Source organism: Cupriavidus sp. USMAA2-4, from assembly GCF_001854305.1.
Classification (GTDB): Bacteria; Pseudomonadota; Gammaproteobacteria; order Burkholderiales; family Burkholderiaceae; genus Cupriavidus; species Cupriavidus malaysiensis.
In genome coordinates this window covers 4086305-4105401 of the sequence record NZ_CP017748.1, presented here as the reverse complement: position 1 = coordinate 4105401, position 19097 = coordinate 4086305, and the positions used below count along the sequence as shown (strand labels likewise).

Sequence of the window (19097 nt, the reverse complement as noted above, 5' to 3'; positions counted from 1 at the left end):
GACACCTGCCCAGGTGGCGGAATTGGTAGACGCACTAGGTTCAGGTCCTAGCGGTGGCAACACTGTGGAGGTTCGAGTCCTCTCCTGGGCACCAGATCACCGGGAAACCCGCAGCGCTTTCGAGCCCTGCGGGTTTTTTGTTTTCCACTTTGCTGTTTCCCGGACCCGGCAAATTCCACTCCCCGTTCGCGCCGCAGCGCGTGAATGCGTGAACGAAACGCTCGATCGCGCGATTACTCTATTGCTCTATTGCTGCTCTAGTGCTCGAATGCAACTGGGCCGCAATACGACAGCCCTGCTGACGCAGCCGGCGGATATCGTCTGGATGTCCGCGGGCCACCTGGCAACCGACCCTCTGGCAGGCCACGGTTGCGCCGTGGGCCAGTGTATCAGTTTCAGTGCCGCTTCCGGCATCCTTCCGACAGAAACGCTCAGATGCTGTTGGAAGTACCCCTCTTCGGACCAGCAAAGCAGCCCGACGCCGACAGTCCGCGCAGCCGCCCGCCTCACCTGGTCGTCCGCCTTGACAGGCCGGTCTATCTGTAACTATGATGGTTTCATATTGACCGCCCACCATGACCACCAGCAGCCGCTTCGCCGTCGCCGTGCATATCCTGACCCTGCTTGCGCAGGCTGGCGAACCATTGCCGTCATCGCTGATCGCGGGCAGCGTGGGCACCAACCCCGCCCTGATCCGCCGACTCATCGGCCGCCTCGCGGAAGCCGGCATGGTGACCACGGTCATGGGCAGCACCGGTGGCGCCGCGCTGGCCCGCCCGGCCGCCGGCATCACCTTGCTCGAGGTCTTTCGCGCCGTCGAGACGAGCGCGCTGATCTCGCCGCACCACAGCGCGCCCAACCCGGCCTGCATGGTAGGCCGCGAGATCACCGGGGCGCTCAAGCAGGTGGCGACGCGTGCCCAGGACGCGATGGACCAGGCGCTGGCCGGCATCACGATTGCCGGCATGCTGGAAGAAGTCGAACAGGCCGCACAGCGCCACCGGCGCTGATTTTTTTATCCCGATATGTAACCACAATAGTTTCATATCGACCGCCCGCAATACGCGGGCATTGACTAAGCTGTCATCAACCTGCAGACAAGGAGAATTGCAATGAAGATCGCCATCATCGGTGCCACCGGCCGCGTCGGCACGCGCCTGATCGACGAGGCCCTGCGCCGCGGCCACACGGTGACCGCACTCTCGCGCAAGGCCACCTCCCTCGCGCCGCGCGCCGGCCTGAGCACGCTCGACGTCGACGTGGCGGATGGCGCCGCCCTGGCCGCCGCCCTCGCTGGCCAGGATGTGGCCATCAGCACGGTGCGCTTCCTGGACGCGAAGCCGGAACAGATCCTCGGCCCGGTCAAGCAGGCCGGCGTGCCGCGCCTGCTGGTGGTCGGCGGCGCCGGCAGCCTCTTCGTGGCGCCGGGCACGCAGCTGGTGGATGCGCCGCAGTTCCCCGAGATCTACAAGGCCGAGGCGCTCGCCGGCCGGGACTTCCTCAACGCACTGCGCAGCGAGACCGCGCTGAACTGGACCTTCCTGTCGCCTTCGGCCTTGTTCGAGCCTGGCACGCGCACCGGCAGCTACCGCACGGGAGAGGAAACGCTGCTGGCGGACGCCAGCGGCAAGAGCTGGATCTCGATGGAAGACTACGCCATCGCGATGCTGGACGAGATCGAGAAGCCGGCGCACGAACGCCAGCGCTTCACAGTGGGCTATTGAACCAGCGCAGCATCAGCAGGCGACGGCCGGGGCGGTAAGCCCTCCCCGACCGCTAAGCGCGGGCTCAGCCCTGGGTTGCGTCGCCGCCGTGGCGGCCGCGCTTGAGCCAGGCCGACAGGTTGTGCGGACGTAGCGTGTCGTATTCTTCGAAGGGTTGGTGGATCCAGGGATTGGTCGCCAGGTAGGCGACGTGGTAGTCCGGCGCCACCTTGGAGCAGGCCTTGTACCACAGCACCGCCGACCGCACTTCGGTCACGGCGGGATAGCGCTCCTTCAGGTGCCGGCCCACACGCTCCAGGGTCACGCCCGAATCGACCAGGTCATCGACCAGCAGGATCTTGCCGGTCAGTTCGCCGCGCGTCATGGTGATGTACTGGGCAATATCGAGCTCACCCTGCTGCGTGCCGGCCGCCTCGCGATAGCTGCTGGTGGCCAGGATGGCGAGCGGCACATCGAAGATGCGCGACATCTGGTCGCCGACGCGCAGGCCGCCGCGCGCCAGGCACAGGATCTTGTCGAACTTCCAGCCGGACTCGTGCACGGTCAACGACAACCGCGCGATCAGGCGGTGATATTCGTCCCAGGAGACCCACAGGTTCTCGTCGTCGTTGCTCGGCAGGTTCATGATTGGCTCTTCACTTTGGCGCGGTGTCGCGCTCGTCTTGTCAGGGCCTCCGGTGCCGGAGGCGGATACGTTTCGGCCCGCTTGCGCGGGCCGTATTGCTTGCCGACGCGCCGCCGGTGGGCGGCACCCGGAGGCGTCAAGCCAGGTAGGGGTGACGCAGCAGAATGGTCTCGTCGCGGTCGGGGCCGGTCGAGATCATGTCGATCGGGATGCCGACCACTTCTTCGATGCGCTTCAGGTAGACACGGGCCGCCTCAGGCAGTGCGTCCCACTGCTTCACGCCAAACGTGGACTCATTCCAGCCCGCGAATTCCTCGTAGACCGGCACGCAGCGCGCCACGGCATCCGAGCCGCGCGGCAGGATGTCGACGGTGTTGCCGTCGAGCGTGTAGCCCACGCACAGCTTGATGGTTTCGAGGCCGTCGAGCACGTCGAGCTTGGTCATGCACAGGCCCGACACGCCGTTGATCTGCACCGAGCGCTTGAGCGCGGCGGCGTCCAGCCAGCCGGTGCGGCGCGGACGGCCGGTCACCGAGCCGAATTCCTTGCCGACATTGGCCAGGCGCACGCCGACCGGATCCTGGCGCGACGGATTGTCGTTGTCGTACAGCTCGCTGGGGAACGGCCCCGAGCCCACGCGCGTGCAGTAGGCCTTGGTGATGCCCAGGATGTAGTTCAGGCGGCCCGGGCCGACGCCCGCGCCCGCGGCAGCGGCACCGGCCACGCAGTTGCTGGAGGTGACGAAGGGATAGGTACCGTGGTCGACGTCGAGCAGCGTGCCCTGCGCGCCTTCGAACATCAGGTTGCCACCGGCCGCGTTGACCGCGTACAGCTCGGCCGAGACATCGGCCACCATCGGCGCCAGGCGCGGCGCATAGGCCAGCGTCTCGTCCAGCGTCTGCTGGAAGTCGACCGCTTCGGCGCCGAGGTACTGGGTCAGCACGAAATTATGGAAGTCGAGGTTCTCGCGCAGGCGTTCGGCGAACTGCTGCGGGTCGAACAGGTCCTGCACGCGCAGTGCACGGCGCGCCACCTTGTCCTCGTAAGCCGGTCCGATACCGCGGCCCGTGGTGCCGATCTTGCCGGCGCCGCGACGCGCTTCGCGTGCCTTGTCGATGGCCACGTGGTAGGGCAGGATCAGCGTGGTCGCCTCGGACACGCGCAGGCGGTTCTGCACCTGCAGGCCGGCCGACTCCAGTTCCTCGATCTCGCGGAACAGCGCTTCCGGCGACAGCACGACACCATTGCCGATATAGCAGATCGTGCCTTCGCGCATGATGCCCGACGGAATCAGGCGCAGGATGGTTTTCTTGCCGCCGATGATGAGCGTGTGGCCGGCGTTATGGCCGCCCTGGAACCGCACCACGCCCTTTGCGTGGTCGGTAAGCCAATCGACGATTTTCCCTTTGCCTTCGTCACCCCACTGGGTGCCGATCACGACGACATTGCGTCCCTGGCTTACTGCAGAAGCGGACATGTTGATTCGGTCAGAAGGTTAAAAACGTATTCTACTCTCGTTGCGCGGCACGCCCGCCATTTTGGAGGCGCAAGCGCGCACGGGCCGCCCCACGCGGCCCTGCCGGTGATGCGAAGGCTCAGCGCGGAATGACTTTCCAGGCTCCGTCCTGGCGGACGAGCTGGCGGTCGCAGTTGAACTCGTCGAGTTCCTTGGTATGCCCCGGCAGCGACTGGATGACGATCTCGCCACCCGCGCGCAGCGCCGCGATCGCCGCGCGCAGCGCGGGATCGGCATCCCACGGCGCGAATACGGCCAGCGCCCGCACTTCGACGGGCGACAACGACGCCACCTCGCGCAGGTCGAGCGAGAAGCCGGTCGCCGGACGGGCCCGGCCGAAGGCCTCACCGACCTTGTCGTAACGGCCGCCGCGCGCCACATAGTTGGGCAGGCCGGCAACGTAGGCGGTGAACATCACGCCGCTGTGGTAGTGGTAGCCGCGCAGGTCAGCCAGGTCGATATTGACGCTGGCGTCGCGCACCTCGCTGGCGAGGAAGGTCAGCTCGTCGAGCGCGCGCTGGATCTTCGGGCTCGCCGGCAATACGGCGCGCGCGCGCTCCAGCACCTCGACTCCACCGTACAGCGTCGGCAGCGCCAGCAGCGCATCGCGCTCGGCCTCCGGCATGCCTGCCGTGATCGCGCGCAGCGCGGGCACGTCCTTGGTCTCGAGCGCGGCGAACAGGTCGGCCTCGATCTTGCGACCAGACGGCAGCCCCTCCAGCAGAGCCTCCAGGATGCCGGCATGACACAGGTCCAGGCGGATGCCGGACAGGCCAGCCGCACGCAGCGCGGCGAGCATCAGCTCCTGGATCTCGACGTCAGCCTCCAGGCCGGCATGGCCGTAGATCTCGGCACCGATCTGGATCGGCTCGCGCGTGGCATGGAAGCCCGCCGGCCGCGCATGGAGCACATTGCCGGCATAGCACAGCCGCGTGACCCCGGGACGGTTCAGCAGGTGCGCATCGATACGCGCCACCTGCGGCGTGATGTCCGCGCGCAGGCCCAGAGTCCTCCCCGAGAGCTGATCCACCAGCTTCAGCGTGCGCAGGTCGAGGTCGTGGCCGGTACCGGTCAGCAGGGACTCCAGGTATTCCATCATCGGCGGCATCACCAGCTCGTAGCCGTAGGTGCGGAACAGGTCCAGCATGCGGCGGCGCAGTTCTTCGATCTTGCGCGCCTCCGACGGCAGCACGTCGGCAATGTTTTCAGGCAGCAGCCAGTGGTCGGACATGGGGGAATCTCTTCTCGGTGAATCTGGTAATCGGTTGCGGGCGGCCGGTCCGGCCAGCCGCCCGGGGCGGCACGCGCGTTCAGGACTTCAGGACATCAATGCCGCAGCAGCAGGACGCCCAGCAGGCCGGCAGCCATCGCTACCAGCCCGAACACGCGCAATTGTGCATCAGGCAGCTGTGCCAGGCGAAGCATCGCCTGGCGCCACAACGCCGGCGCGGCAAAGGGAAGCATCCCCTCGAGCACCAGCAGCAAGGCCAGCGCGAGCCAGAGTGCGTCACTCATCGAAGTGCCCCAACAAGCATCGTCGCACCCGCCATCCGGACAAAACCCCGGCCGGGGCCGGGGTCTCGCCTGAAGCCGGGGCTGGCCGGACCGGTCAGCGGCGTCCCGCCGGTGCCGGCGCCGCACCGCCGCTCGAACGCATGTACTTGAAGAACTCGGAATCGGGCTCGAGCACCATCAGGTCGCGCTTGTCGCGGAAGGTGTTGCGATAGGCTTCCATGCTGCGCCAGAACTGCGCGAACTGCGGATCACGGCCGAAGGCCTCGGCGTAGATCTGCGACGCGCGCGCATCGCCCTCGCCCTTGGCCTTCTGTGCATCGCGGTAGGCCTCGGCCAGCAGCACTTCGCGCTGGCGGTCGGCATCGGCGCGGATCTTCTCGCCCTCGGCTGCCCCGGTAGAGCGCAACTCGTTGGCCACGCGCTTGCGCTCGGCCTCCATGCGGCGATAGACGGACTCGCTGATCGCCGGCAGCAGGTCGACCCGCTTGAGCCGCACGTCGAGGATCTCGACGCCGACCGACTGCGCGTACTCCGCCATGCCGGCGCGGATGTTCTGCATGACCTTCTCGCGTTCGCCGGCGACCACATCGGCAACGGTGCGCTTGCCGAATTCCTCACGCGCGACCGAGTCGATGCGCTGGGTCATGCGGTCCTGGGCGCCGCGGATATTGCCGCCGAAGGCCACATAGAACTTGCGCGGATCCGTGATACGCCACTTGACGAACCAGTCCACCACCATGCTCTTCTTCTCGGCGGTGAGGAAGCGCTCGTTGGCTGCCACGTCGATGGTCTGCAGGCGGCGGTCCATGAACACCACGTTCTGGAACGGCGGCGGCAGCTTGAAGTGCAGGCCGGGCTCGCGCACGACCTGCTTGATCTCGCCGAAGGCGAAGACCACCGCGTATTGGCGCTGGTCCACCACGAACAGCATGGAGGAACCCACGGCCAGCACGATCAGCAGGCCGATGACGAAGGAAATGAGTCGATTCATGTCTGGCCTCCTCAGCGCGAGTCGCGGTCGCGGTTGCGCAGGGCATCGCGCGAACGGCTGCTGTCGCCGGACATGTCGGGCGCCGAAGCTGCGCCCGCACCGCTGGCCGACTGCGACGATGCCGGCGTCTGCGCGGCGGGCGCCGCGCCACGCGCGTCACCCTGCGCCTGTGCCAGCAGCTTGTCCAGCGGGAGGTAGAGAAGGTTGCCGCCCTGGCGGGCATCGACCAGGATCTTGGTCGTGTTGCTGTAGATCTGCTGCATGGTCTCCAGGTAGATCCGGTCACGCGTGACCTGCGGTGCCTTGGCGTACTCGGCCTGAACCTGGCGGAAACGCGAGCCATCGCCCTCGGCCTGGGCCACCACGCGCGCCTTGTAGGCCTCGGCTTCCTCCACCAGGCGCGCCGCCGTGCCCTTGGCACGCGGGATCACGTCGTTGGCGTACGCCTGGCCTTCGCTGATCGCGCGCTCGCGATCCTGGCTGGCCTTGTTGACGTCATCGAACGCCGCCTGCACCTGCTCGGGCGGCTGCACGCTCTGCACGTTGACGGAAATCACGCGGATGCCCGACTTGTAGGCGCTCAGGATGCCCTGGATCGACTTTGCCAGCGACTGCGCGATCTGCTCGCGGTTCTCGTAAAGCGCCGCATCCATGCGGTTGCGGCCGATGATCTCGCGCACCGAGGTCTCGGCGGCCTGGGTCACCAGTTCCTCGTCACCGCCACGCTCGGTCTTGTTGTAGAAGAGGTAGTCCTGCGCATTGTCGATGTCGTACTGCACCGTGAAGCGCACGTCGATGATGTTCTCGTCCTGCGTCAGCATCGACGAGTCCTTCAGGTTCGTATCCTTGATCGAGGTCGAACGGCCCACCTCGACCGAACGCACGGCCGACAGGTTGACGATTTCGGCCGACTGGATCGGCCAGGGCAGGCGCCAGTTGATACCCGGGCCGGTGCTGTACTTGAACTTGCCGAACTGCAGGATGACGGCGGTCTGGCCTTCCTGCACCATGAAGAAGCCGCTGGCCAGCCAGATACCGAGCGCGGCCACGACGATGACGCCGACACCGACGCCGGAACCCTTGCCACCCGGGCGGGGTGCGCCGCCGAAGCCCTGGTTGCCGCCACCGCCCTGGTCCTTGCGGCCCAGCAGGCCGTTCAGGCGCCGGTTGAAATCCCGCCAGAGTTCGTCGAGATCGGGCGGGCCGTCAGGCCGCTGGTTCTGCTGACGATTGTCGTCGCGCCCTTCCTTGTCGCGCCCCTCGTCATCCTGACCATTGCGGCCCCAACGGGGATCGTTCAGCGAGAAGATGGCGCGTAGCCGCAGCCAAGCCTCGCGCAACGGGGCTGCGCCGCCGGCGAGGCGGTGCGAGGCAGGATTCCGGGAGAACTGGGGCATGAAGTGCACGGGTCCAGGAAGTTTGTAACAGGGGGATTCTAGCAGCCATCGACGCCACATTTGGCGAACCCGGCCAAATTGCCGGCGAATTGCGGCTAACGGGCGGGAACCTGGGCGCTGCCGGCTTCCCCGTCAGCGCCGCCCTCGGCGTCATCCGCCCCCTGCTCGCCGGCACCGCCGTGCGGCGCCATCTCGGTCAGGTGCGCCAGGCGCGGGTCGAGCGGCTCGGGATCGTCCGGCCGTTCGGCCAGCCAGTGCGCGACCTCGACGATGGCCCCACGCAGCGCTTCCAGGCCCAGCCCTTCGCGCGCACTGACGAAGACGCGCGTCGGCACGCCCGCTTCGTCCCGCTCCACGCGCGGACCCTGCGCAGCCAGTTCGGGCGACGCATCGATCTTGTTCATCACGACGATCTGCCGGATATCCGCCGCGTCGATCTCCGCCAGCACCCGGTTGACCTGTTCCACCTGCTCGTGCCGCACCGCGCTGGAAGCATCGACCACGTGCAGCAGCAGGTCGGCGTGCACGGTCTCCTCGAGCGTGGCACGGAAGGCCGCCACCAGTTGCGTGGGCAGGTCGCGGATGAAGCCGACGGTGTCGGACAGCACCACATTGCCCAGACCCTCCAGGTACAGGCGGCGCGAAGTCGTGTCGAGCGTGGCGAACAGTTGGTCGGCCGCATAGGCGCGCGCCTTGGTCAGCGCATTGAACAGCGTCGACTTGCCCGCGTTGGTATAGCCCACCAGCGAGATGCTCAGCGTGTCGTTTCGTTCGCGCGCGCGCCGGCGCGTGCTGTGCTGGCGCTGCAGCCGCGCGAGGTCGGACTTGAGCCGCTTGGCCCGGTCGTCCAGCATGCGGCGGTCCAGTTCGAGCTGACGTTCGCCAGGGCCGCCGCGCATGCCGATACCGCCCTTCTGCCGCTCCAGGTGGCTCCAGGCGCGGACCAGGCGCGAGGCCTGGTACTGGACCTGGGCCAGCTCCACCTGCACCTTGCCGACGTGGCTCTGCGCGCGCTGCGCGAAGATGTCCAGGATCAGGCCGGTGCGATCGATGACGTGGCGGTTCAGGAAGCGCTCGAGGTTGCGCTGCTGCGCCGGGCTCAAGGCATGGTTGAACACGACCACGTCGGCATCGAGCGCATCGGCGGCCTCCCGCAGCTCCTCGGCCTTGCCCGAGCCGATGAACAGCGAGGGGTCGGGACGCGAGCGCTTGCCGGTCAGCGTATGGACGGGCAGCGAACCGGCCGTCGTGGCCAGCAGCGCCAGTTCGCCCAGGCTCTCCTGGAAGTCGTGCTTGCCGAAATCGACGCCGACCAGGATGGCGCGGGTGGGCGCGGAATTAGAAGTGTCTCTGGGTTGCAAGCGGGTCGGGCGCAGCGCGCCGGGGGGAAATCAGGGTGGAATAGCCTGCCACGCGTTTGGCGCCGGGGCCAATTGTGCCCGGCCGGTCGATCACACGGCGGGGGAGTGGCGCAGGTGCCGGCATACCGCAATCGGCCAGGCCTAGAGCAGCGCCGCCGCCCTCGCGGGGCGGCGGCACCGATCCGTAAAACGATAGCCGCGCGGGCGCGCGGCTGGCGATGTCGGTCGCCGTCGTATCAGCCTTCGGCCGAATCATCGACGCGGAAATTGACCGCGCGCGCCGGGACGACGGTGGAGATCGCATGCTTGTAGACCATCTGCGTCACCGTGTTGCGCAGCAGGACGACGTACTGGTCGAAGGACTCGATATTGCCCTGCAGCTTGATGCCATTGACGAGATAGATGGAAACCGGCACGTGCTCCTTGCGCAGCGCGTTCAGGAACGGGTCTTGTAGCAGTTGCCCTTTGTTGCTCATGGCACACTCCAAATTTATAGGTTTAGTGATGATCAATGGGGACATCAGTCCCCGATTTCAAGTCGATCGGCGCAAGAACGCGCCAGAAAAAAAACAAAACGGTGGTACCAAGCCGGTTTCAACAGGCGGGTGGCCCCGCTTACGTGAATTTAGCCTCAGTTCCAAGCGAACGCAAACGAAACTTGCCGTGGCAAACGCCCCGGCGCCGACTCACTCGTTCGATTCCGCAAACGGGTTTTTGTTCGTACGGAATTCGATGCGCAGCGGCGTGCCCTTGAGGTTGAACGCCGCACGGAATCGGTTCTCCAAGTAGCGCCGGTAGGTCTCCGGCACGCCCGACAGGGAGTTCCCATGCACCACGATGATGGGCGGATTGGAACCACCCTGGTGCGCGTAGCGCAGCTTCGGCCGGGTCGCACCGACGCGGCGCGGCTGCTGGAACTGCACGGCCTCCTCCAGCACCCGCGTCAGGCGCGGCGTCGGCATCTTGATCATGGCCGCCGCGTAGGCTTCGTCGACCGAGCGCATCAACGCGCCGATGCCGGAGCGCTCGCGCGCGGAGATGAAGTGGAAGTTGGCGAAGTCGAGGAACTGCAGCTTGCGCTGCAGATCGTGCTTGATGCGGTCGCGGGCGTGGCCGTCCAGCCCGTCCCACTTATTGACGCCGACTACCAGCGCCCGTCCCGACTCGACCACGAAGCCGGCGATGTGAGCGTCCTGGTCGGACACGTCCTGCTGGGCGTCGAGCAACAGCACGACCACGTTCGCATCGTCGATGGACTGCAGCGTCTTCACCACCGAGAACTTCTCGATCGCCTCGAACACCTTGCCGCGCCGGCGCAGGCCGGCCGTGTCGATCAGGGTATAGGGCTTGCCCCCGCGCTCGAATTCCACATAGATGGCATCGCGCGTGGTACCCGGCATGTCGAAGGCGATCACGCGCTCTTCGCCGATCAACGTGTTGACCAGGGTCGACTTGCCGACGTTGGGACGACCGACGATCGCGATCTTGGTGCCACGGGCACCCGCGTCATCCGTCTCGGCAAGCTCGGGGCGCTCCTGCACGGCGATCTCGAGCGCTTCGTCGACGAGCTCGCGCACGCCATCGCCGTGGGTGGACGAGATGGCATAGGGATCGCCCATGCCGAGCTCGTAGAAGTCGGCCGCCACCGAGGTGTACTTCATGCCCTCGGCCTTGTTGACGGCGAGCATCACGCGCCGGCCGGTCTTGCGCAGGTAATCGGCGATGACGCGATCCTGCGGCGCCAGGCCGAGACGGCCGTCGACGAGGAAGATCACGACATCGGCTTCGACCACGGCCTGGCGCGTCTGCTTGGCCATCTCGGCCATGATGCCGTCCTTGGCCACGGGCTCGAAGCCGCCGGTATCGATGACGATGAATGGCCGCTCGCCGATGCGCCCCTCGCCATAGTGGCGATCACGCGTCAGCCCGGGCAGGTCGGCGACGAGGGCGTCGCGCGAGCGGGTCATGCGATTGAATAGCGTCGACTTGCCCACATTGGGCCGTCCGACGAGTGCGATAACTGGTTTCATGCAAAAAAAGGAAGCGGGGGCCGGCACCTGCCGCCCCCCGGGCTCCGGAGTCATATTGGTCCGACGGCAGGCCGCATCTGAGCGCGGCCTGCCGCTTGTCCTGTCGGGATCCTCCGCGCCGCGGCGCGGTTCATGCTACCGGATCAGCGCCGCCCCCGCCGACAGGTGCGCGGGCGGCGCCGTGTACTGGCGCGCGGCTGGCGCCGCGCCGCCGCTCAGTCCGGCACGTAGCCGTAGAGATCGCCGTCGCGGGTCTGTACCACCAGCGTCTGGCCGGCGAGGACCGGCGCTGCGCCGATCGCGCTGCCATCGGTCTTCATGCGCGCCACGATCTGGCCGTCGTCGCGCGACAGGAAATGCACATACCCTTCGAAATCCCCCACCACTACCGAGCGGCCCACCACGGTCGGGATACCGAGGCGGCGGTTCTGCAGCTGGTCGTCCTTCCAGCGCTCATTGCCATTCTGGCGGTCGAAGGCGTGGACCACCGAGCGCTCATCGCTGGCGAACAGGGTCGTCTCGTCCTGGGCCAGGCCCGCCGGCGACGAGAAGTCGCGCGCCCATTGCGGCTGTCCATTCGACAGCTCCAGGCAGGCGATACGCCCCTGGAAGGTCGTCGCGCAGACCTGACGTCCCATCACCACCGGCGAGCCGGTGACGTCGTTCAGGCGCTCGATCTCCGAAACCCCCTTCGGATAGGACACGGTGCTTTCCCAGCGCAGCACGCCGTTGGATGGCGCCAGGACGCCGAGCTTGCCGCCCGGGAAGCCCATCACGATGCCGTCGCCGGCGAACACCATGCCCATGCCGGCGCGCAGGTTCAGCGCCGCCTGTGAGCGCTGGTAGATCCAGCGGCGATCGCCGTTCTGTGCATCGAGGCCGAGCACGCGCGTATCGGTGGTGCGCACCACGACCATGCCATTGCCGACCAGGGGCGTGGACAGTACTTCACCGTTGACCTGCTTCTTCCAGATCTGCTTGCCGGTATTGTCGAACGCGTAGATCACGCCCTTCTCGCCCGCCACCGCCGTCACGTTGCCGTCGCTGCCGGGACCGGTGGTCAGGTCGACATCGGTCTCCGCCTTCCACAGCACGCGGCCGCTGGCGCCTTCCAGCGCCACCACCTTGCCGCCGTTCGAAGAGGCATAGACCTTGCCGTCGGCCACGGTGGGCTGCAGGATGTACGGACCGCTCTTGCCGACGCCGGCCTTCCAGGCCTGGCGCACCGACAGCGTCGCCGTGATCGGCTTGAGCTCGGCCGGCGGATGCTTGTCCTCCTTGCCGAACAACGAGCAACCGCCCAGCACCGCCAGGCAGGCGCCGACGGCCATGGCACGGGCCAGGGCACCGCCGCGCTGGCTGGAGGCGGATCCGACTGCGGAAAGCAATGACGTCATAAGGTTCCGATAGTGTTTTGGGTGAGAACGCGCGAGGCGGGATCAGGCCGTACCGAGCGCGTCCAGCTTGAACTGGATGATCTGGCGCATCGCGGCGTCGCCGCCGCCGAGCTTGTCGATGGCCTGCTGGTAGGCTGCACGCGCGTCGGCCCGCTTTTCCTGGGCGGCCAGCAGATCACCGCGGCGATCCGCGTACAGCGCGGCAAACGCGGCCGGCGGCTCGCCGGCCAGCAGGGCCAGCCCCTGATCGTATGCCTTTTCGTCCAGCAGCAGCCCGGCCAGGCGCACGCGCGCCAGGCTGGCATATTCGGCGTTGCCGTGATCGATGGCCCACTGCAACTGCGTCTTGGCCGTGGCGAGATCGCCTGCATCGTACAGCACCTTGGCCGCCACCAGCGCGCTCATCGGACCGTAGGCGGTCTTGCCGAACTTCTCTTCCAGGTCGCCGGCAGCGCGCTTGAGCAGCGCTGCGTCGCGTGCATCCGCGGCCTTCAGCACCTGTTCATAGAGCACGGCCGCCTCGGCGGCCTGCTTGCGCTGCCAGTACTTCCAGCCGTTCCAGCCAGCAAAGACCAGCAGGCCGGCAATCACCAGCCAGGTCAGGGCGTTGCCATACTGGCGCCACCAGGCCTTGAGACTCTCAAGCTGTTCCTGTTCTTCTAGATCGTAAGCCATATCGAGGCGTCTACCGGAGTGTAAGGTTCGCTGCGTTTGTCACATTCAGTGCTTGCCGCCGCCATCGCGCGAGTCGCCTCGACGCGGCAGCGGCCCTGGCTGGTGGCGTCCTATTCGCTGGCGCCCACCATGGCGTCGACGATGTGGTCGACCAGGGCCTCGAGCGGCACCGAGACCTGCTGCCCGCCGCCCTCGGCCTGCGCGCCGCCGCGCAGTTCCTTGACCTGGGCCGCGCCGGCGGCCATTTCATCGTCGCCAATGATAACGGCGTAAGCAGCACCGCTACCGTCGGCGCGCTTCATCTGCGACTTGAAGCTGCCGCTCTTGCCGTCGGCCGTGGCATGCAGCACCACGTCCAGCCCGGCATCGCGCAGGCGCTCGGCGGCGATCATCGCCTGCTGTGCGGCGGCCTCGCCCTGGTGCACCAGGTAGACGTCGCAACCCTCGGCCTCGGGCACGAGCCCTTCCTCGCGGATCAGTTCGATGATGCGCTCGATCCCCATGGCCCAGCCGCAGGCCGGCGCCGCTTTGCCACCCATCTGGCTGATCAGCGGATCGTAGCGGCCACCGCCGGCGATGGTACCCTGCGCGCCGAGCTTGTCCGTGATCCACTCGAACACGGTCAGGTTGTAGTAATCGAGCCCGCGCACCAGGCGCGGGTTGATGGTGAACGGCACGTTGTTGGCCTTCAGCAGGCGCTGTACGCCATCGAAGTGGGCCAGCGACTCCTCGCCGAGGAAATCGATCAGCTTGGGCGCGTTGGCTGCCATCTCCTGCAGCGCGGGATTCTTGGTGTCGAGCACGCGCAGCGGGTTGGTGTAGAGACGGCGCTTGCTATCCTCATCGAGGATGTCCTGGAAGCCCTCCAGGTACTTGATCAGTTCCTCGCGGTGCGCGGCGCGCTCATGCGCCTGGCCGAGCGAGTTCAGTTCCAGCCGGACACCGACCAGGCCCAGGTCATCCCACAGGCGCTGGCACATCAGGATGATCTCAGCGTCGACGTCCGGACCGGCAAAACCCAGCGCCTCGGCGCCAAGCTGGTGGAACTGCCGGTAGCGGCCGCGCTGCGGACGCTCGTGGCGGAACATCGGGCCGGTGTACCACAACCGCTTCGGGCCGTCGTACAGCAGGTTGTGCTCGATGGTGGCACGCACCGCCGCCGCCGTGCCTTCGGGGCGCAGCGTCAGGTGCTCGCCGTTCAGCGCATCGGTGAAGGAGTACATCTCCTTCTCGACGATATCGGTCACCTCGCCGATGCCACGCACGAACAGTTGCGTATGCTCAACGATAGGCGTACGCAGTTGCTGGTAGCCGTAGGCGCGCAGCATGGCGCGGGCCGCATTCTCGAAATGCTCCCACAGCGCCGCATCGGCGGGCAGCATGTCGTTCATGCCCTTCACGCCCTTGATGGCCTGCATCGGCTTGGCCTTGGCCTGGCTCTCGGTCTTGGCAGCGTCGGCTGCCGGCTTCACGGATTCGCTCATCTTTTCCAATCTTGCCGCGGCGCCCTCAGGCGGCCGCCTCGGCCGCCGCCTTCACGGCGCCCGGTCCATAGTGCGTACGCACATACTCATCGACGATCGCCTGGAACTCCTCGGCGATGCGTTCTCCGCGCAGCGTCCTGACCTTGACGCCGTCGACGAACACCGGTGCCGCCGGCGACTCGCCCGAGCCCGGCAACGAGATGCCGATATTGGCATGCTTGCTCTCGCCCGGACCGTTGACGATGCAGCCCATCACGGCCACGTCCATCTCTTCGACGCCCGGGTAGGCGGTCTTCCATACCGGCATCTGCTCGCGCAGGTAGGCCTGGATGCTGGCAGCCAGCTCCTGGAATACCGTGCTGGTGGTACGCCCGCAGCCCGGGCAGGCAATCACCATCGGGGTGAAATTGCGCAGTCCCATGGTCTGCAGGATTTCCTGCCCCACGTAGACCTCCTTCTCGCGCGGCGCTCCCGGCTCAGGCGTCAGCGAGATGCGGATGGTGTCGCCGATGCCTTCCTGCAGCAGCACCGACAGCGCGGCGGTGGAAGCGACGATGCCCTTGCTGCCCATGCCGGCCTCGGTCAGGCCCAGGTGCAGCGCATATTCGCAGCGGCGTGCTAGTTCGCGGTAGACGGCGATCAATTCCTGCACCTGCGAGACCTTGCACGACAGGATGATCTGGTTGCCCGGCAGCCCGATCTCCTCGGCCTTGCGCGCCGACTCGATGGCCGAGGTGATCAGCGCCTCGACCATCACGCTCTGGGCCGGCCACGGCTCGGCGCGGTTCCCGTTCTCGTCCATGATGCGCGCGAGCAGGTCCTGGTCGAGGCTGCCCCAGTTGACGCCGATACGCACCGGCTTCTGGTAGCGGCAAGCCATCTCGATCATCTGGGCGAACTGCGTGTCGCGCTTGGCGCCCTGGCCGACGTTGCCGGGGTTGATACGGTACTTCGACAGCGCTTCGGCGCAGGCCGGATGGTCCTGCAGCAGCTTGTGGCCGTTGTAGTGGAAATCGCCGACCAGCGGCACGTCGATCCCCATGCGGTCGAGCTGCTCGCGGATGGCGGGCACGGCCGCCGCAGCCTCCGGCGTGTTCACGGTGATGCGCACGATCTCCGAGCCGGCACGGGCCAGTTCCTTGATCTGGATGGCGGTGCCGATCGCGTCAACCGTATCGGTGTTGGTCATCGACTGCACGCGCACCGGTGCATCGCCGCCGATGGTGACGACATTGCCGCCCCAGACGACGCGCGCCTGGCGCGTCTGCCGGCGCGGTTGCGAGCCGGGCAGTACCGGCTGACAGGCCTGTTGGTTCATGGTCAATCCTACCTTGCTAAGCTGCTCGCCCGCTGCCCTCAGGGCAGCGTCAGGCGCGCCACGTTATTGCGGTTGGCCGCCTGCAGGTCGACCGGCGCGCCATTGCGGGTCATCGATTCGACGCCCTTTACGTTGCCGATCACTACCTTGTAGGGAGCCTCGCCGCCACCGCTGACTTCCTGTCCAGCCTTGGCGGAACCACCCAGCACGACCTTGCCGCGGCGATCGCGGATCTCGTACCAGGTCTCGGCGGCGAACCGGATCTGCAGCTCGCCATTGCCGGCGGCTGCCGTCGCGGCCGGGCTGGCCGGCGCTGCCGCCACGGGCGCCGAAGCTGCCGCAGCCGCCGTTGCCGCCGCAGCCGGCACGGTGGCTGCGGGCACCTGGGCCGCAGGCACGGACGCCGTCGCCGCTGCACCGCTCGCAGCCGCACCGCTGGCGGCCGAAGTATCCTCGGACGGCGCCGGACTGTCGGCACCGTTCATGACCGTGGGCAGGGTCGCCGAGACCGTGCCCGGGGCGGCATCGGGTTGGGATGCTGCAGCATCTTCCGCCGGCTGGGCATTGACGGCGGCCTTGCGCGCTTCCAGCCATTCCTTGGCATGGTCCAGGCCGAAATAGGCACCGGCGCCGATCACCACGACCACCAGTGCCAGCCAGATCCAGCGCCCACCCGAACTGCGCGAGCCGACCGGGCTGCGCGAGGCGAAGCGGTTGCGCCCATCGAAGCTCTGGTTCAACCCGCCGTCGCGGCGCGCGACCAGATCGACGGTCGGTTCCGGACTGGGTTGCAGCCGTGCCAGCAGCGCGTCGACGTCGGCATGGAGCATGCGCGCATAGGCGCGCATCACGCCCTTGGCGAAGATGACGTCCGGCATGCCGCCCAGCTCACCCGCCTCGAGCGCCTTGAGCTTGGCAGCGGCGACCTTCAGCCGCGCGCTGACATCCTCGATGGAAAGACGCTGCGCCTCGCGGGCCTCGGCCAGCCGCGCGCCGATCTCGCGCACGACCGCATCGCGCTCGGCGCTACCTGCCGAAGGCTGGCTGTCGACGCGATCCCCCTGTTCACTCATCCCAAGCTCCTTGTTCATATGCGGCCAGTTCGGGCGACTCCGGGAAGCGGCTGCGCAACTGCGCAATCATCGCCTCCTGCGCGGCAGCGTCGCCCTGCCGGTGGGCAATGCGCGCTCCTAGCCAGAGGGATTGCGCGCTGGCGGCACTGCCGCCATTGACGCGCCCGACGGTCTGCCAGGCACGCGGGAATTCGCCGCGCCGGTAGTAGACCAGCGCGAGGTTGGTGATCGCCGCCGCGTTGCTGCGATCGTAGCCGAGGGCCCTCTGCAGGCTCTTCTCGGCGCCGTCGAGGTCGCCGCGGCGCAGCCGGCAGACGCCCAGGCTGATCTGCGGCTTGAGCGGGCCGCTGGCCGACGGGGCGGCGACGGCACGCTCCAGCATCGGCAGCGCCTCCTGGTAGCGCGCCTGCTGGCACAGGAACCAGCCGAAGTTATTGAGCAGGTCGCCATCGTCACCACGCAGCGACAGCGCGCTGCGGAAGCTCTGCTCGGCCAGTGCGCCCTCGTTCATGTTCGCGTAGACCAGTGCGCGCACATGGTAGGCATCCGCCAGTTCGGGATCGATGGCGATGGCCTGCTGCGCCTCCTCCAGCGCAACGGCGTTCTGGCCCGCCTGCATGTAGTTGGTGGCCAGCTGCAGGCGGATGATGGCGCGCCGCTTGAGGTCAGCCTGGCTGTTCGCCTGGACCTCCGGCGCCGGCGGACGCGGCGCCTGGCAGGCGGTCAGCATCACCAGCCCCAGCAGGGCCGCGATCAACAGGCGCATCATGCAGGGCGAACCTCCCGGGACGGCGTGTCCGGGCCGCTGGCGGCGACGGGCACGAGCGGCGTGATCTTGCCGAACTTGCCGCGTTCGGCCAGCCGGGTGCGGTCCTTGACCTCGCCGGCCAGCTGCCCGCAGGCGGCGTCGATATCGTCGCCGCGCGTCTTGCGGATGGTAGTGACGATACCGGCATCCATCAGCACTTGGGCGAAGCGGCGGATCTGCTCGTTTCCCGAGCGCTTGAGGCCGGATTCCGGGAAGGGATTGAAGGGAATCAGGTTGAACTTGCAGGGCACATCGGCCACCAGTTGCAACAGTTCCCGCGCATGCTCGACGCCATCATTGACGCCGTCCAGCATGCAGTATTCGAAAGTGATGAAATCGCGCGGCGCGAACTCCAGGTAGCGGCGGCATGCCGCCATCAGCTCGGCCAGCGGGTACTTCTTGTTCAGCGGCACCAGCATGTCGCGCAACGGATCGTTGGACGCGTGCAGCGATACTGCCAGCGCGACCGGCAGGTCCTTGGCCAGGCGATCCATCATGGGCACCACGCCCGAGGTGGACAGCGTGACGCGGCGGCGCGACAGTCCATAGGCATTGTCGTCCAGCATCAGGCGCATGGCCGGCACCACCTGGTCGTAGTTCAGCAGAGGCTCGCCCATGCCCATCATCACCACGTTGGAGATGACACGGTCGTCCTTCGGGCCGCGCCCGAGGCGTGCGCGCATGGCGAACTCCGCCATCCAGAGCTGGCCGATGATCTCGCCCGCGCTCAGGTTGCGCGAAAAGCCCTGCTTGCCGGTGGAGCAGAAACGGCAATTGACGGCACATCCCGCCTGCGAGGAAACACACAGCGTGCCGCGTGTCTCCTCCGGGATGTAGACCGTCTCCACCGCATTGCCGGCGCCGACGTCGAGCAGCCACTTGCGCGTACCGTCCGCCGATTCATGATCGGCGATGACGGACGGCGCCCGGATCTCGGCCCGCGTCGCGAGCTTCTCGCGCAGCGACTTGGCGAGATCCGACATGGCATCGAAGCGGCTGGCACCGAACTGGTGGATCCAGCGCTGCAGCTGCCGCGCACGAAACGGCTTCTCGCCGAGCTCGCCGCAATAGGCGGTAAGCGCGTCCGCGTCCAGATCGAGCAGGTTGACGAGATCGTTCATGAGGGCAGCTTGGGTCTTGCGTCTTGCTTGAGGCGTTTGAAGCGTTACGAGTCGCTTTGAGT

At 67.1% G+C, this 19097-nt stretch carries 18 protein-coding genes and 1 tRNA gene; 3 read left to right on the top strand and 16 right to left on the bottom strand.

The window, feature by feature from the left end:
- Positions 1–7: 7 nt before the first annotated feature.
- The 3 genes from BKK79_RS18295 (at position 8) to BKK79_RS18285 (ending at position 1724) form a co-directional block, all read left to right on the top strand.
- Positions 8–94 (top strand) — tRNA-Leu (locus BKK79_RS18295).
- A 481-nt stretch (positions 95–575) separates the two neighbouring features.
- Positions 576–1010, top strand: coding sequence for an Rrf2 family transcriptional regulator (locus BKK79_RS18290; protein WP_071038190.1), 435 nt, complete (start codon positions 576–578; stop codon positions 1008–1010).
- A gap of 102 nt (positions 1011–1112) precedes the next feature.
- Complete coding sequence (locus BKK79_RS18285) at positions 1113–1724, top strand: NAD(P)-dependent oxidoreductase (RefSeq protein WP_071013909.1); 612 nt, start codon at positions 1113–1115, stop codon at positions 1722–1724.
- Positions 1725–1788: 64 nt separating this feature from the next.
- On the opposite strand, the gene BKK79_RS18280 is transcribed toward BKK79_RS18285, so the two are convergent.
- From BKK79_RS18280 to rlmN, 16 genes are all read right to left on the bottom strand, one after another.
- Positions 1789–2349, bottom strand: coding sequence for a phosphoribosyltransferase (locus tag BKK79_RS18280; protein WP_071013912.1), 561 nt, complete (start codon positions 2347–2349; stop codon positions 1789–1791).
- Positions 2350–2485: 136 nt separating this feature from the next.
- Positions 2486–3826, bottom strand: coding sequence for an adenylosuccinate synthase (locus BKK79_RS18275; RefSeq protein ID WP_071013913.1), 1341 nt, complete (start codon positions 3824–3826; stop codon positions 2486–2488).
- Positions 3827–3944: 118 nt separating this feature from the next.
- The gene (locus BKK79_RS18270; RefSeq protein ID WP_071013916.1) at positions 3945–5096 is read right to left on the bottom strand and encodes an ATP phosphoribosyltransferase regulatory subunit; all 1152 of its coding nucleotides are present in this window, start codon (positions 5094–5096) and stop codon (positions 3945–3947) included.
- Positions 5097–5191: 95 nt separating this feature from the next.
- Positions 5192–5380 carry a DUF2065 domain-containing protein gene (locus tag BKK79_RS18265; RefSeq protein ID WP_071038189.1) on the bottom strand — a complete coding sequence of 63 codons (189 nt, stop codon included), beginning with the start codon at positions 5378–5380 and terminating at the stop codon, positions 5192–5194.
- 94 nt (positions 5381–5474) lie between these two features.
- Entirely contained in the window at positions 5475–6371 is an 897-nt protein-coding gene (gene hflC / locus BKK79_RS18260; RefSeq protein WP_071013921.1) for a protease modulator HflC, read from the bottom strand.
- Positions 6372–6382: 11 nt separating this feature from the next.
- On the bottom strand, positions 6383–7768 hold the full coding sequence (gene hflK, locus BKK79_RS18255; protein WP_071016467.1) for an FtsH protease activity modulator HflK: 1386 nt from the start codon (positions 7766–7768) through the stop codon (positions 6383–6385).
- A 95-nt stretch (positions 7769–7863) separates the two neighbouring features.
- Positions 7864–9129, bottom strand: a complete 1266-nt coding sequence (gene hflX, locus BKK79_RS18250) for a GTPase HflX (RefSeq protein ID WP_071013929.1) — start codon at positions 9127–9129, stop codon at positions 7864–7866.
- A 236-nt stretch (positions 9130–9365) separates the two neighbouring features.
- The gene (gene hfq / locus BKK79_RS18245; RefSeq protein ID WP_006577126.1) at positions 9366–9605 is read right to left on the bottom strand and encodes an RNA chaperone Hfq; all 240 of its coding nucleotides are present in this window, start codon (positions 9603–9605) and stop codon (positions 9366–9368) included.
- 210 nt (positions 9606–9815) lie between these two features.
- Positions 9816–11159, bottom strand: a complete 1344-nt coding sequence (gene der / locus BKK79_RS18240) for a ribosome biogenesis GTPase Der (protein ID WP_071013931.1) — start codon at positions 11157–11159, stop codon at positions 9816–9818.
- 215 nt (positions 11160–11374) lie between these two features.
- Positions 11375–12556, bottom strand: a complete 1182-nt coding sequence (bamB, locus tag BKK79_RS18235; RefSeq protein ID WP_071013934.1) for an outer membrane protein assembly factor BamB — start codon at positions 12554–12556, stop codon at positions 11375–11377.
- Positions 12557–12598: 42 nt separating this feature from the next.
- Entirely contained in the window at positions 12599–13231 is a 633-nt protein-coding gene (locus BKK79_RS18230) for a YfgM family protein (RefSeq protein WP_071013937.1), read from the bottom strand.
- Positions 13232–13341: 110 nt separating this feature from the next.
- Positions 13342–14649 carry a histidine--tRNA ligase gene (gene hisS / locus BKK79_RS18225; protein WP_167366690.1) on the bottom strand — a complete coding sequence of 436 codons (1308 nt, stop codon included), beginning with the start codon at positions 14647–14649 and terminating at the stop codon, positions 13342–13344.
- A gap of 91 nt (positions 14650–14740) precedes the next feature.
- On the bottom strand, positions 14741–16033 hold the full coding sequence (gene ispG / locus BKK79_RS18220; protein WP_071013942.1) for a flavodoxin-dependent (E)-4-hydroxy-3-methylbut-2-enyl-diphosphate synthase: 1293 nt from the start codon (positions 16031–16033) through the stop codon (positions 14741–14743).
- A 38-nt stretch (positions 16034–16071) separates the two neighbouring features.
- Complete coding sequence (locus tag BKK79_RS18215; RefSeq protein ID WP_071013944.1) at positions 16072–17106, bottom strand: helix-turn-helix domain-containing protein; 1035 nt, start codon at positions 17104–17106, stop codon at positions 16072–16074.
- Positions 17099–17875 (bottom strand): type IV pilus biogenesis/stability protein PilW, encoded by a 777-nt coding sequence (gene pilW, locus BKK79_RS18210; RefSeq protein ID WP_071038187.1) that lies wholly within the window; start codon positions 17873–17875, stop codon positions 17099–17101. The genes BKK79_RS18215 and pilW overlap by 8 nt, the downstream gene beginning before the upstream one ends.
- A complete protein-coding gene (rlmN, locus tag BKK79_RS18205) occupies positions 17872–19035 on the bottom strand; it encodes a 23S rRNA (adenine(2503)-C(2))-methyltransferase RlmN (RefSeq protein WP_071013949.1) in 1164 nt (387 codons plus the stop codon). Before rlmN ends, pilW begins: the two co-directional genes overlap by 4 nt.
- Positions 19036–19097 lie beyond the last annotated feature (62 nt).